The organism is Geobacter hydrogenophilus, assembly GCF_018501225.1.
GTDB classification, from domain to species: Bacteria; Desulfobacterota; Desulfuromonadia; order Geobacterales; family Geobacteraceae; genus Geobacter; species Geobacter hydrogenophilus.
Map to the genome: position 1 here is coordinate 126,443 of NZ_JAHCZI010000008.1, position 12,577 is coordinate 139,019.

General features: G+C 58.0%; 17 protein-coding genes. 15 read left to right on the forward strand and 2 right to left on the reverse strand.

The genetic code is table 11. The features are described from left to right. The first annotated feature begins 16 nt into the window (after window positions 1-16). Both KI811_RS13305 and KI811_RS13310 read left to right on the forward strand, forming a co-directional pair. The gene (locus KI811_RS13305; protein WP_214186965.1) at window positions 17-2,443 is read left to right on the forward strand and encodes a glycosyltransferase family protein; all 2,427 of its coding nucleotides are present in this window, start codon (window positions 17-19) and stop codon (window positions 2,441-2,443) included. Between the two features lie 40 nt (window positions 2,444-2,483). After that, a complete protein-coding gene (locus KI811_RS13310) occupies window positions 2,484-3,215 on the forward strand; it encodes a tRNA1(Val) (adenine(37)-N6)-methyltransferase (protein ID WP_214186982.1) in 732 nt (243 codons plus the stop codon). A gap of 48 nt (window positions 3,216-3,263) precedes the next feature. Here the strand turns inward: KI811_RS13310 and KI811_RS13315 are convergent, their stop codons facing one another. After that, the gene (locus KI811_RS13315) at window positions 3,264-3,752 is read right to left on the reverse strand and encodes a DciA family protein (protein WP_214186966.1); all 489 of its coding nucleotides are present in this window, start codon (window positions 3,750-3,752) and stop codon (window positions 3,264-3,266) included. Continuing rightward, window positions 3,745-4,002: a hypothetical protein gene (locus KI811_RS13320; RefSeq protein WP_214186967.1), complete on the reverse strand. Its 258-nt coding sequence runs from the start codon at window positions 4,000-4,002 to the stop codon at window positions 3,745-3,747. Before KI811_RS13320 ends, KI811_RS13315 begins: the two co-directional genes overlap by 8 nt. 116 nt (window positions 4,003-4,118) lie before the next feature. Between KI811_RS13320 and KI811_RS13325 the strand changes: the two genes are divergently transcribed. From KI811_RS13325 to rsmI, 13 genes are all read left to right on the forward strand, one after another. Next, window positions 4,119-4,373, forward strand: a complete 255-nt coding sequence (locus KI811_RS13325; RefSeq protein WP_214186983.1) for a putative Se/S carrier protein — start codon at window positions 4,119-4,121, stop codon at window positions 4,371-4,373. Between the two features lie 154 nt (window positions 4,374-4,527). Beyond that, window positions 4,528-5,886, forward strand: coding sequence for a signal recognition particle protein (gene ffh, locus KI811_RS13330; protein WP_214186968.1), 1,359 nt, complete (start codon window positions 4,528-4,530; stop codon window positions 5,884-5,886). A gap of 104 nt (window positions 5,887-5,990) precedes the next feature. Continuing rightward, a complete protein-coding gene (rpsP, locus tag KI811_RS13335; protein ID WP_004514602.1) occupies window positions 5,991-6,257 on the forward strand; it encodes a 30S ribosomal protein S16 in 267 nt (88 codons plus the stop codon). A gap of 65 nt (window positions 6,258-6,322) precedes the next feature. Next, on the forward strand, window positions 6,323-6,553 hold the full coding sequence (locus KI811_RS13340; protein ID WP_004514601.1) for a KH domain-containing protein: 231 nt from the start codon (window positions 6,323-6,325) through the stop codon (window positions 6,551-6,553). Continuing rightward, on the forward strand, window positions 6,553-7,074 hold the full coding sequence (rimM, locus tag KI811_RS13345; RefSeq protein ID WP_214186969.1) for a ribosome maturation factor RimM: 522 nt from the start codon (window positions 6,553-6,555) through the stop codon (window positions 7,072-7,074). Before KI811_RS13340 ends, rimM begins: the two co-directional genes overlap by 1 nt. Beyond that, window positions 7,071-7,808 (forward strand): tRNA (guanosine(37)-N1)-methyltransferase TrmD, encoded by a 738-nt coding sequence (gene trmD / locus KI811_RS13350; RefSeq protein ID WP_214186970.1) that lies wholly within the window; start codon window positions 7,071-7,073, stop codon window positions 7,806-7,808. Before rimM ends, trmD begins: the two co-directional genes overlap by 4 nt. Further along, window positions 7,805-8,386 carry an RNA methyltransferase gene (locus KI811_RS13355; protein WP_214186971.1) on the forward strand — a complete coding sequence of 194 codons (582 nt, stop codon included), beginning with the start codon at window positions 7,805-7,807 and terminating at the stop codon, window positions 8,384-8,386. The genes trmD and KI811_RS13355 overlap by 4 nt, the downstream gene beginning before the upstream one ends. A 64-nt stretch (window positions 8,387-8,450) precedes the next feature. Then, entirely contained in the window at window positions 8,451-8,807 is a 357-nt protein-coding gene (gene rplS / locus KI811_RS13360) for a 50S ribosomal protein L19 (protein ID WP_004514597.1), read from the forward strand. A 48-nt stretch (window positions 8,808-8,855) separates the two neighbouring features. Continuing rightward, window positions 8,856-9,497 carry a ribonuclease HII gene (locus KI811_RS13365; protein WP_214186972.1) on the forward strand — a complete coding sequence of 214 codons (642 nt, stop codon included), beginning with the start codon at window positions 8,856-8,858 and terminating at the stop codon, window positions 9,495-9,497. After that, on the forward strand, window positions 9,484-9,852 hold the full coding sequence (locus KI811_RS13370; protein ID WP_214186973.1) for a YraN family protein: 369 nt from the start codon (window positions 9,484-9,486) through the stop codon (window positions 9,850-9,852). The genes KI811_RS13365 and KI811_RS13370 overlap by 14 nt, the downstream gene beginning before the upstream one ends. Window positions 9,853-9,920: 68 nt before the next feature. Next, window positions 9,921-10,772, forward strand: a complete 852-nt coding sequence (locus tag KI811_RS13375; RefSeq protein ID WP_214186984.1) for a nitrilase-related carbon-nitrogen hydrolase — start codon at window positions 9,921-9,923, stop codon at window positions 10,770-10,772. Further along, complete coding sequence (locus KI811_RS13380; RefSeq protein WP_214186974.1) at window positions 10,772-11,587, forward strand: NAD+ synthase; 816 nt, start codon at window positions 10,772-10,774, stop codon at window positions 11,585-11,587. The genes KI811_RS13375 and KI811_RS13380 overlap by 1 nt, the downstream gene beginning before the upstream one ends. After that, complete coding sequence (gene rsmI, locus KI811_RS13385; RefSeq protein WP_214186975.1) at window positions 11,584-12,432, forward strand: 16S rRNA (cytidine(1402)-2'-O)-methyltransferase; 849 nt, start codon at window positions 11,584-11,586, stop codon at window positions 12,430-12,432. Before KI811_RS13380 ends, rsmI begins: the two co-directional genes overlap by 4 nt. The last annotated feature ends 145 nt before the right edge of the window (window positions 12,433-12,577 follow it).

The following is a 12,577-nucleotide window of genomic DNA, read 5'->3' on the forward strand; positions in this document are numbered from 1 at the left end:
ATCAAGGAATTTCCCCATGACTGAACGGAAAAAAGACCTTCTCCTGCTTGCGGCGCTTCTTGCGCTCATGGTTCTGTTCTTCTCGAAGATCCTCTTCACCGACCAGATCGTCCGTGCCCCGGACATCATCAACGAGTTCTACTGGGGGGTAAAGGACGCGCCCCACAAGAGCATCGGCGAACTCCTCTCCATCAACGTCTCCCGCGCCGACTGGAATCCCTACATCAACAGCGGCCACACGAACGAAGGGGGAATGGCTTCCCTCCGATTCCTTATTTACCAGCAGCTTCTCTTTCACCTGATCCCGGCCCCGGCGAGCGTTGCCTGGTTCATGGTCCTCCACCTCTTCATCGGCGGAGCGGGACTCTATTTCTGCTGCCGGGCCGTGGGGTGCAGCCCCTTCGCCGCCCTGCTCGGGGGGCTGGTCTTCGCCCTTGCCCCCGAGAATGCCTCTCTCATAAACGCCGGCCACGTGATGAAAATCGCCACCATCTCCTACGCTCCGTGGGCCTTCTATTTCTTCGAACGGGGCTTCCAGACCCGTCGGCTCATTTTCTTCCTGACGACCGGCCTCGTCCTTGCTCTCCAGTTTTTTAACACCCACTGGCAGATTGCCTTCTACACGTGTCTCTCCATCGGCGTTTACGCCATCCTGCGCCTTGCCGGGATCGCCCTTGCCGAGAGGCGTAAAGGGGCCAAGGGACTCCCCCGCCTGGTGGGACTCAATGCGGTGATGCTCTTCTTTTTTCTCACCACTGTTTCCATATCGCTCCTGCCGCTGGCCAACTGGTCCGCCGACAGCACCCGCGGGGTGGCGAGCGGCGATGCCGGCAAAGGGGGGCTTCAGCGGGAAGAAGCCATGCTCTGGTCCCTTCCACCCGAGGAGGTGACTGCTTTCGTCATTCCCGGTTTCTTCGGCATTTCCCGCCAGGAGGCGGGGGAAAACCCCTCGAATATCCACTCCTACTACTGGGGAAGAATGGTTTTTACCCAGACGATTTCCTATATGGGACTCCTGCCGTGGCTCCTTGTGCCGCTTCCTCTTCTCTTTAGGCGTGACCGTTACACCTGGCTGGCGGTTGCAGGGGTCGTGGGGGGAATCCTCTTCTCCATGGGGAAGTACACCCCCTTCTACCAGCTTCTCTTCGACTATTTCCCCGGCATCAACCGCTTCCGGGTGCCGAAGATGATGATGTTCGTACCGGTTATGGGGCTCGGAATCCTGGCTGCACGGGGGATCGACGTCCTGAGGGACGAGGCGGTCCGGCGCGGCAGGAAGTTCAATGGGTACCTGGCGGGGCTCGTCGCCCTCCCCGCACTCCTTCTTGCGTTCCTGGGCGTGGCGGTCGCCGGGAAGGGGCGATGGATTGACGCTTACTTCCAGACCCTGTCCCAGCCAACCCGCTATGAACAAGGGGCGTACCTCGTGGGGCAGCGCTGGGACAACCTCGTCCACGAGACCGCGCTGGCAACGGGCCTCGCCATCCTCCTCACGGGGGTCGTCATCGCCCTGGCCAAGAGGCTGATTCCTGTCAGGATCACTTTGGCGCTCCTTCTTTGCCTCTTTGTCGCCGATGTCTGGCGTATCGATGACAAATTCATGTTCCTTGTGCCGGTGCCGGAGAAGGCGAAGGGAGAGATGACTCCCGTCATGGAGTTTGTCTCCCGGGTGCCCGTGGGGTACCGGGTTCTTCCGCTGGAGGGGGATCCGATGGAGTATGCGTCAAAGCGGATTCCGGTAATGTTTACCCCAAACCCGGTCCAGCAACAGCGGTGGCAGAACTTCCTCGACGCATTCTCGTTCACCTCCGCGATGCCCGACATGATGAATGTCCGCTATCTCGTCTACGCGAGGGCGCAGTACGAGCAGGACAAAGGGGGGCTCGGCGGAAAATACGTACCGGTCTTCACCTCCCCCGATGGCAACCGGGTGGTGCTCGAAAACCGCTCCGTCCTCCCGAAGGGGTGGCTCGTCCCGTCCGTGGCCGTGGTCTCCGACCCCCGGCAGGCCCTGGGGATTCTTCAGAACCCCAGCTTCGACCCTGTCCGGCTCGCCTTGGTGGAAGCCCCCCCTCCAATCCCGATGGCCGACCCGAACAGCAATCTCTCCGGCCCTAGCGGCACGGTGCAGCTCATCAGCTATGAGAGCGAGCGGATCGATCTTACGGCTAAGGCTGCCGTAAACTCGCTGCTCGTTGTGGGCGAGAAGTACTACAGGGGGTGGAAGGCGTTCGTGGATGGAAAGGAGACGCCGATCTATCCCGTGGACCACATCCTTCGCGGCATCTATCTAGCGCCGGGGGAGCATCGGGTGGAATTTCTCTTTGACCCGCTCCCCTTCAAGGTGGGGAAATACCTGACCTTGGCCTCGTTCGCCCTGTTTGCCGTCATGCTCGGGAGAGAGCTGTGGCTGCGCCGCAGAGGTGGGGAGAGCGGACAATGACTCGCGCGGAGTATGGGTGGTGAAGAAGGCGTACCGGATGATGAGCGGAACCGAAACCATGGACGAACTGCGGACCTACGATCTGCGGATCGTCCAGGAGCGTCACGGGTACCGGTTCTCCCTCGATCCCCTGCTCCTCTGCGCCTTTGCCTCCCCGGCGCCGGGGGCGAGGGTGATCGATCTGGGAACCGGTAGCGCCGTCATTCCCCTCGTGCTCGCCCGACGCACCGCGCAGGCTATCTTTGTGGGGGTGGAACTCCAGGACGGGATGGCCGAACTGGCAGAGCGAAACGTCCAGCTGAACGGGCTTGCCGACCGGATCGCCATCCTCCGCGACGATGTCCTCGGTCTCCGGAAGCGTTTTCCCGTCTCCTCCTTCGACCTGGTCCTTTCCAACCCCCCCTACCGCAAGCGGGGAAGCGGCAAGGTGAGCCCCAAGGCGGGACGCGACGATGCCCGCCACGAGTCGACGGCGACTCTTGCCGACTTTCTCGCCGCCGCCAAGTATCTGGCGAAGCCGACAGGCCGCATCTGTTTCATCTACCATCCGGCGAGGCTCCCCGAGCTTTTCGCCGAGGCCCATCTTCAGAAACTCGCGCCCATGAGGCTCCGGCTCGTGCATGGGACGGAGGACGCCGAGGCCAGGATGGCTCTCGTTGAGCTTGCCAAAGGACGCAGGGCAGACCTCACGGTGCTACCGCCCCTGATTGTCAGGGAGGCCGGGCTGAACTACTCCCCCGAGGTGGCGGAAATACTGGGTGGTGATCAGTGAAGAAGGAGGGAAAGTTTCCGGTGGTCTACAGATGCTGGGCGACTGGTGCTACTCTTCGCCGGTGGGCTTCGATGCGAGGTGCTTCGCCATGAGGTGTGAAATAATCTCGCGAAGTTCAGGATCTTCGACGCTTTCGGTCTCAGATGCCACGAATTCCCGTTCGGCCCTGGTCAGTTCGCGAGGGGGAGGGCGTCGTTCAGGGGGGGCTTCAACGGGAGATACGGTCCGTCCCGCCTTCAGATAGATATCCCGGACCACCGGGCCGCCGAGGAGGGTGTTCAGTTTCTCGACGATCCCCCCCTTGAGGAAGTTCAGTTGCTGCATCCAGGGGGCGTTTGCCACCGCCACAGTCAGGGTGCCGTCGCGAAAGCCCACCGGGCGGGCAAGGGAAGCTATCCGCTCTCCCACTGCCTCATCCCAGAGAAGCCAAATTCGGCCCTCTTTGAGGCGTCGTTCCGCGGGCTTGCCGCGCAGGGCCTCCGTCAGCAGGTCAGCCACGGGCCGGGGGCGCGGCATGCGGGAGCGGGCATCACCCATTGCGTTGGCGCCGTCGGTGGATCATTCCGCCGATAATCTGGCCGGCCATGGCTCCTCCGAGGGTAAGAGGGATAAATTTCCAGCTGAATCCTGATTTGACGCGGAGATAGATGATGAAGGGGATGGAGATGTGGACGTAGAAATACCAGCCGAAGGTGAACTTCTCGTACCCTTGCCGAAGAAAGCCGCAGGGGATATTGATGAGGAGTGCGAGCAGTATTAGCCCGAAGATTATTACATAGGGATGCATCGATTTACCTCTTGCGGCATGGTACGTGATGAGTTCTCTCTTTGTCAATCTGCTTGAGTTGTTGCAATGGCGCCACCTGCGTGTATCATTGCTGCGGGTGATGAAAAGGATTAATGATGCTTCGAGATGGCGATTGTGTTGCGATTTTTCATTCGATTCACCGGGTCATGAAGGCTGAGAAAGTGCTCAAGGGGCAAGGGTTCCCGATCCTCCTTATCCCGGCTCCCCGTGCCCTCCATGCAGACTGCGGTCTGGCCATCCGCTACGCCTCAGCGGACCGGAAGACGGTGGAAGAGGTTCTGGCGGCGGAGGGGCTGATGCCGGAAGAGATCCATGTGAAGCAGGGCGAGCAGTACCTCAAGGTCGGCTAGCGTTTCGGGTAGAGCTGCAGGTCGCTATCCCCTTGTGGCAAAAATGTTTTTGCTTGACACTGGCTTGTAGCCTCATCTATAGTTAACCTCTTTCTCAATGGATACGTGCGCCCTGTGTGGCGCTTTCCGCCGCTTGTACGGCATTGTGGAATAGATGTTCGAAAACCTTTCCGACAAACTTGACCTTCTCTTTAAAAAGCTCCGCGGCCAAGGGGTAATGACCGAGGAGAACATCAAGGAGGCGCTCCGCGAGGTGCGGCTCGTCCTTCTTGAGGCCGACGTCAACTTCAAGGTCGTTAAGGATTTCGTCGAGAAGGTCCGCGAGCGGGCTGTCGGTACCCAGGTTCTCCAGAGCCTTTCGCCGGGGCAGCAGGTCATCAAGATTGTGCAGGAAGAGCTCGTGGCCCTCATGGGGGGCGGCGAGGACAACAGTCTCGATCTTGCCGCGAAGCCTCCGGTCGCCCTTATGATGGTCGGTCTCCAGGGTTCCGGCAAGACCACCACCTGCGGCAAGCTGGCGCGGTTCCTCAAGGGGCAGCGGCGTCGCCCGCTTCTCGTGCCAGCCGACGTCTACCGTCCTGCGGCCATCGAGCAGCTCAAGACCCTTGGCCGTCAGCTTTCGGTGGAGACGTTTGATTCGCGGGCCGACCAGGATCCGGTTGATATCTGCCGCGAGGCGCTCCGTTACGCTACGCTCAACGGCTTCGATACGGTGATTCTCGATACCGCCGGTCGTCTCCAGATCGACGAGTATCTCATGAACGAGCTCGTCCGTATCAAGGAGGTGGCACAGCCCCGGGAGATTCTCTTTGTGGCCGACGCCATGACCGGCCAGGAGGCGGTCAACGTCGCCACCGGCTTCAACGAGAGGCTCGACATCACCGGCGTGGTCCTTACCAAACTGGACGGCGATGCCAAGGGGGGCGCTGCCCTCTCCATTCGCGCGGTCACGGGCAAGCCGGTGAAGCTCGTGGGTCTCGGCGAAAAGCTTGATGCCTTGGAGGTCTTCTACCCGGATCGCCTCGTTTCTCGTATTCTTGGCATGGGTGATATTCTCACCCTGGTCGAGAAGGCCCAGGCTACGTTCGATGTTACGGAAACGGAGCGGCTTCAGCAGAAGCTCAAGAAGAGCCAGTTCGATCTGGAGGATTTCAGGAATCAGCTCCAGCAGATCAAGAAGATGGGGTCCCTTGAATCGATTCTCGGCATGATTCCCGGCGTGGGCAAGGCCATGAAGCAGATGCAGGGAGCCCAGCCGTCGGAGAAGGAGCTCAAGCGGATCGAGGCGATTATCGATTCCATGACTCCCGGTGAGCGGGCGAACCATCAGATCATCAACGGCAGCCGCCGTCTGAGGATCGCCAAGGGAAGCGGCACGACGGTCCAGGAGGTAAACCAGCTCCTGAAGCGGTTCACCGAGGCACAAAAGGTGATGAAGCAGCTTCAGAAGATGGGCCCCAAGGGGCTGATGCGGGGGATGAAAGGAATGGGAAAGGGAATGTTTCCCTTCTGAGAGGATCGCCGCAGGCAACGCTCGTTTCGTCACCGATGTGACATACAACATACACACGAAAACTCTCGCCGGTCAGCGGCCGTGAGAACACCAGGAGGAAGAAGATGGCTATCAAGATGCGTTTGGCCCGTGCAGGGGCGAAGAAGAAGCCCTTTTATCAAATCGTTATTGCTGACGTGCGCAGCCGCCGTGACGGGCGGTTCATCGAGAATGTAGGGACCTACGACCCGAACCAGAATCCTGCTGCCGTGAAATTCGAAGAGGGCAAGGCCCTTGAATGGCTCGGCAAGGGAGCCCAGCCCACCGATACCGTCAAGCAGATGCTCAAGACGGCCGGCCTTTGGGAGAAATTCACGACCAAGCCTGCATAATTAATACGTTGTAACGCTGCTTCGTTCCCGGTCCGCCGGTCATTCCCATTGCAGAGGTTACCGACATGAAAGAGCTTGTAGAGACCATCGCAAAGGCGCTTGTGGACGACCCCTCCCAGGTGAGAACCACCGAGGAGATGGAAGAGGATACAATGGTCATCAAGCTGACCGTGGCCAAAGAGGACATGGGACGAATCATCGGCAAAGAGGGGCGGACAGCAAAGGCAATCCGGACCCTGCTCAACGCGGTGTCCACCAAGGACAACAAGAAAGCCGTGCTGAAGATCGTCGAATAATGCCGGGCAGTACCGATCTCGTGTTGCTCGGCAAGGTCGTCGCAACACACGGCATCAGGGGGCAGTTGTCAGTCGTCCCCTTTTCCGGTGAATTCAGCACCATCCTTTCGTTGCAGACAGTTTGCCTCAGTGGGCCGGACAACCGTAAGGAAAACTTTGAAGTGGACCGCGCGGCTGTCCATCGCAATCGGGTTCTCCTGACACTAAAGGGGTTCGCGAACATAAACGAGGTTCTCCACCTCGTCGGGCGTGAGTTGTTCGCACGACGAGACCAGTTTCCCCCCCTTGACGAGGGAGAGTTCTACTGGTGTGACCTCATTGGTCTTTCGGTAACGACAAGTGAAGGGATGTCCCTTGGTCGTATCGAGGGGATCATTGCCACGGGAAGTAACGACGTCTATGTGGTCAGGGACGGGGAGAGGGAGTATCTGATTCCGGCCCTTGAAGATATAGTTGTCGGTGTTGATTTGGATAAGGGAATCATGACCGTCAGCCCCCCAGAGGGGCTGCTTGATCTATGAAATTCGATATTTTGACCCTTTTCCCGGCCATGTTTGAGGGACCGCTTACCGAAAGCATCATCCGGCGGGCAGTCGAGAAAGGGCTCCTTGATATCCGGCTGCACCAGATCCGTGACTTTGCCGCTGATCGGCACAAGGTTGTCGACGATGCACCCTATGGCGGTGGTGACGGGATGGTCATGAAGGTTGAGCCGATTGCCGCCTGTCTGGAAGCGGTCAAGGCTGAGCGCCCAAAGGCTCGGGTCCTTCTCACAAGCCCCCGGGGCCGTCTCTTCGATAATGCTGCGGCCCGCGAGCTGGCCCAGGAAGAGGAAGTTATCATTATCTGCGGACGGTATGAGGGGATCGACGAGCGGGTGCGCGAGCTTTTCGTTGAGGATGAGTTTTCTATCGGCGATTTTGTCCTCACCGGCGGAGAGCTGGCAGCCATGGTCATGATCGACGCCACTGTGCGGTTTGTTCCCGGAGTCCTCGGCTCGCCCGGATCGGCCGAAACTGACACGTTCTCCGACGGGCTGCTTGAGTACCCTCACTATACGCGTCCTGCCGAATTTCGCGGTCATTCAGTCCCGGCTGTGCTGCTGTCCGGCAACCATGCAGAAGTGGCGCGTTGGCGACGCCGCAAGGCCTTGGAGGAAACGATCCGTTCGAGGCCGGATTTGCTCGAAAAGGCAGTGCTGAACAGTGACGACCGGCGCTACCTGCTAGAGCTCGTAGAGAGAGACTCGAAGTGAGTGGGGCGACTCCTCCCAATGCCAACGTGAGTGTCGCGCTCCTCCACCATCCGGTCTATGACAAAAATCGGCAGGTGGTCTCCACGGCGGTAACGAACCTCGACATTCACGATATCGCGCGGTCAGCGAGAACCTTCGGGCTGCTCAGCTACTACATCGTGACGCCGGTTCCCGGACAACAGGAACTTGCAGGCCGCATCGTCCGGCATTGGCAGGAGGGATGGGGCGCCACATACAATCCCAAGCGGAAGGCTGCGCTTGAGCTCATAAAGATCGTTGCGACTCTAGATGATGTCCTGGAGGATATGCAAGAGCGCTTCGGACGGCCAGCTCGGCTCGTGACGACCGGAGCACGACTCCATCCCCGAAGCGTCACATTCAGCGACCTGCAACACCTCATTGCCGAGCGGGATCAGCCCTATCTGCTCCTCTTCGGTACCGGTTGGGGGCTCGTCGAAGAGGTGTTTGAAAAGGCAGACTTGGTTCTCGAGCCGATCCGAGGGGTTGGAGATTACAACCACCTCTCGGTGAGGTCTGCGGCAGCAATTATCATGGACAGGCTGTTCGGAGCGCGTTGAGTGTCTCCGTTCGTAATATACAAAACCAGTACGCGTTTGCGCACATAAAGGGAGGAAGAAGCAGATGAACACTATCGACATGCTTGAACTTGAACAGATGAAGAAAAACATCCCTCCGTTCAAACCGGGGGATACCGTCAAGGTCCACGTCAAGATCGTGGAGGGGGACAAAAGCCGGATCCAGGCATTCCAGGGGGTGGTTATCGCCCGTCAGAACGGTGGCATCCGCGAGTCATTCACGGTTCGCAAAATCTCCAATGGCATCGGCGTTGAGAGGGTCTTCCCGCTCCACTCTCCGTCTCTTGATGCCATTGAGGTGATCACCCGTGGCCATGTCCGCCGCGCCAAGCTCTACTATCTCCGCAAGCTTCGCGGCAAGGCCGCGCGGATTCGCGAGAAGAAGTATGTGGCTGCCCACTAACTAAATTGCCCCGCCTTGCGGGGCTTTTTCATTTCGGGGGAGGGATCGGTGAGTCTGCCGTTGTTCGATGACAGTGGTGAAAGCTCCCTTTGGACATTTGAGAAAGTTGCTTGCCGCGGTGGTTTTCATGCAGTAGCAGGGATCGACGAGGCTGGCCGCGGCCCGTTAGCCGGTCCAGTTGTGGCCGCTGCGGTCATTCTTCCGCAAGGGGCAGAGTTGCCGGGTATCGACGACTCAAAGAAGCTTTCCGCACCAAAGCGCGAGCATCTCTTCGGCCTGATATCCGGTTGTGCCCTGGCCGTAGGTGTCGGAGTTGCTGACCACGCCTGCATTGATCGCATCAACATACTTCAGGCCACTCTCCGCGCCATGGCGGAGGCTGTCGGACAACTGGCCGTTCCTCCTGATTATCTCCTCATAGATGGAATCTCAACGATTCCCCTTAACCTTCCTCAGAAAACCATCAAAAAAGGGGACAGCGCCAGCATTTCCATCGCATCCGCCTCGATCGTTGCTAAGGTTACCCGGGACCGGATAATGATGGAATATGATCAACGGTTCCCCGGTTACGGATTCGCCGAGCACAAGGGCTATGGCTGCGCCTCTCACCTCGCTGCGATCGCGGAACTGGGTCCATGCCCCATCCACCGGAAAACCTTCAGGGGGGTGAAAGAGCATGTCGCTCCATAACAAGTCCCTTGGCAGCGAGGGGGAATCCCTGGCAGTGACATATCTGGAACGTCATCGTTACAAAATCCTGGAGAGAAACTTTCGTTGTCGCGGCGGCGAGATAGATATTGTGGCTCGCGATGGCAAAACCTTCGTCTTCGTGGAGGTCAAGACGAGGACAAGCGGTCACTATGGACCGCCGCAACTTGCAGTTACCTCTTTCAAGCAGCGGCAGATATCCAAGGCGGCGCTTACCTGGCTTGCTAAGCAGCGGCAGCTTGACGCCTGCGCCCGCTTCGACGTCATATCGATAACGTTTTCGGGTCAGATGCCGCAAATCGAGCATATTCCCAATGCTTTTGAATTGGCATATTAGCCCGGAAATACCGTTGAAAACGGCAGATCGCTATGCTACCTTTGACCGAAAAATCGGGGGCTTATACCGTGGATTTCATTGTCGCACTGGCGCAGATTAAGCCGAAGCTCGGCTGTCTTGCTGAAAACTGCACCCTTGTCGAGTCCGCCATTGAGCGTGCCGTTGCCGATCGGGCTGACCTCGTCGTGTTCCCTGAGCTAGCTCTAACTGGCTATTTTCTCAAGGATCTGGTGCCGGATGTGGCGTTGCGCCTCGATGCCCCGGAAATCGCCCGTATCCGCGAACTTTCCCGTCATGTCGCGATCGTTGTCGGCTTTGTGGAGGTCTCTGACGATTATCGCTTCTTCAATTCCGCGATCTATGTGGATGGCGGCGAAATCCGACACATCCATCGCAAGGTCTACCTCCCCACCTATGGCCTCTTTGACGAGCAGCGGTATCTTGCCCGCGGCGAACGGTTCCGCGCCTTCGATACCCGTTTCGGTCGGATGGGAATGCTTATCTGCGAAGACATGTGGCATCTCTCCGCTCCCTACATCCTTGCCATGGATGGGGCCACTACCCTCGTCTGTCTTTCCAGTAGCCCGGGTCGGGGAATCAGCGAGGATGAAAGCCTGGGTTCAACCGCTGCTTGGCAGAAACTCACCTCCACGACGGCAATGTTTCTCAACAGCCGCGTATTTTACTGCAACAGGGTTGGCTATGAAGACGGCGTCAACTTCTGGGGGGGATCCGAAGTGATTGCTCCCTCCGGCAGTGTTGTCTCCCGTGCCCGGTTGTTCGACGAAGATCTGCTTGTTACCCGTGTTGATGGAGGAGAGTTGCGGCGTGAGCGGATTTTTTCCCCAATGATGCGCGACGAGAGCCTCTCTATTACTATGAAGGAGTTGCGGCGTATTGAGAAGGGGAGGGACTGTTGATGGGTGATGTTAATGTCAAGCTGTTGCGCCGGATACTGGTCGGTTTTATCCGTGAGGAAGTCACCAAGGTAGGAATACGTAAAGCGGTTCTCGGTCTCTCCGGGGGGATCGACTCCGCCCTTGTTGCGTATCTTGCTGCCGAGGCCCTCGGCCCTGAAAATGTTCATGCCTGTATCATGCCGTATAGAACCAGTAATCCTGAAAGTGAGGCCCACGCAAGGCTCGCCGCGGAGCATCTCGGCATTCACTGCCAGGTAATCGAAATTACGCCGATGATAGATGCCTATTTTTCACGTTTCCCCGATGCCGATAGCATGCGTCGCGGAAACAAGATGGCCCGCGAACGGATGACGATCCTCTATGACCACTCGGCAGCACTTCCTGCCCTTGTCCTCGGGACAAGCAACAAGACGGAGCTCTTGCTCGGCTATGGGACCCTGTATGGAGACATGGCCAGCGCCCTGAATCCTATCGGTGACATTTACAAGACGCAGGTCTGGCAGCTTTCCGAAGAGATGGGGGTTCCCCGCGACATCATTGAAAAACAGCCTTCTGCTGATTTGTGGGCTGGTCAAACCGACGAGCAGGAACTGGGGTTCACCTATCGTGAGGTTGATAAGCTCCTCTATTCCATGGTTGATCAGCGGATGTCCCGCGAGGAACTGGTGAAGAACGGCTTTGCCCCTGATTTCATTGCCACTGTCTCGGCCAGGATACAGAACTCCCACTTCAAACGGCGCCTCCCCATTATCGCCAAGGTATCCAACCGGACCATCGATCGGGACTTCCGCTATTCCCGCGATTGGGGTAAATGAAAACTCCGGGCACCCTCTATATTGTCGCCACCCCTATAGGAAATCTCGAGGACATCACCTTTCGGGCTGTGCGCATTCTGAAAGAGGTTGATCTCATTGCCGCCGAGGACACACGGCACACGCGCAAGCTTCTTACCCACTTCGGCATCAGTAAGCCGCTTACCTCGTATTTCGATCACAACAAGCACCTCAAGGGGGATGTCATTCTCGCCCGACTGCGCGATGGCGCCTCGGTTGCCCTCGTGTCCGATGCCGGCACCCCCTGTATCGCCGATCCTGGCTATCAACTCGTGCGCGACGCCATCGCCGAAGGCATTGTTGTCGTGCCCATTCCCGGGGCTTCTGCCGCCGTCGCGGCTCTGTCGGCAGCAGGGCTTCCGACAGACTCTTTTACGTTTATAGGATTTCTGCCGAGCAGGCGGGGAAAGCGGCACCAACAGCTTTCTCCGCTTAAGGATGAGCCCCGTGTGCTCATATTTTATGAAGCGCCAAACCGGCTCATGGCGACGCTGAAGGATATGCGCGATCTGTGGGGGGAGCGCAAGATTGTTGTAGCCCGGGAGTTGACTAAGGTTTACGAAGAATTTGTTCGAGGAGATACGTCTGCCGTCATTGCCCAGTTTACTGATCGACAAATAAAAGGCGAAGTTGTCATACTGGTTGCGCCTGGCGAGGATTCGGAACAAGAAGGCGCAAGTGAGGAATCCCTTGACGAAGTTCTCCGGCGTTATCTCTATGTAGAGGGGTTATCACTTAAAGACGCTGTGAAGCGAGTGAGTGTCGAGTTGGGGCTCGCCCGGAGCTTGGTATATTCGGAAGCCTTGAGAATCACTAGTGGGCACTGACGGTGACTGCGGTCGTAAAACCGATCGTTGGCGACAAGAAGCTTCTTTCTTTGTAATGCGTGGAGAAATAAGTAAAAGCTAATCAAAATAAATCTTGACCGAATGTGGTGGGGGTGGTATAAACGCGTTTCCTTTTGACGGGGCG

Coding starts and splice junctions, on each gene's coding strand:
- KI811_RS13305 (WP_214186965.1), top strand. CDS start 17: ATGACTGAACGGAAAAAAGACCTTCTCCTGCTTGCGGCGCTTCTTGCG.
- KI811_RS13310 (WP_214186982.1), top strand. CDS start 2,484: ATGAGCGGAACCGAAACCATGGACGAACTGCGGACCTACGATCTGCGG.
- KI811_RS13315 (WP_214186966.1), bottom strand. CDS start 3,752: ATGGGTGATGCCCGCTCCCGCATGCCGCGCCCCCGGCCCGTGGCTGAC.
- KI811_RS13320 (WP_214186967.1), bottom strand. CDS start 4,002: ATGCATCCCTATGTAATAATCTTCGGGCTAATACTGCTCGCACTCCTC.
- KI811_RS13325 (WP_214186983.1), top strand. CDS start 4,119: ATGCTTCGAGATGGCGATTGTGTTGCGATTTTTCATTCGATTCACCGG.
- ffh (WP_214186968.1), top strand. CDS start 4,528: ATGTTCGAAAACCTTTCCGACAAACTTGACCTTCTCTTTAAAAAGCTC.
- rpsP (WP_004514602.1), top strand. CDS start 5,991: ATGGCTATCAAGATGCGTTTGGCCCGTGCAGGGGCGAAGAAGAAGCCC.
- KI811_RS13340 (WP_004514601.1), top strand. CDS start 6,323: ATGAAAGAGCTTGTAGAGACCATCGCAAAGGCGCTTGTGGACGACCCC.
- rimM (WP_214186969.1), top strand. CDS start 6,553: ATGCCGGGCAGTACCGATCTCGTGTTGCTCGGCAAGGTCGTCGCAACA.
- trmD (WP_214186970.1), top strand. CDS start 7,071: ATGAAATTCGATATTTTGACCCTTTTCCCGGCCATGTTTGAGGGACCG.
- rplS (WP_004514597.1), top strand. CDS start 8,451: ATGAACACTATCGACATGCTTGAACTTGAACAGATGAAGAAAAACATC.
- KI811_RS13370 (WP_214186973.1), top strand. CDS start 9,484: ATGTCGCTCCATAACAAGTCCCTTGGCAGCGAGGGGGAATCCCTGGCA.
- KI811_RS13380 (WP_214186974.1), top strand. CDS start 10,772: ATGGGTGATGTTAATGTCAAGCTGTTGCGCCGGATACTGGTCGGTTTT.
- rsmI (WP_214186975.1), top strand. CDS start 11,584: ATGAAAACTCCGGGCACCCTCTATATTGTCGCCACCCCTATAGGAAAT.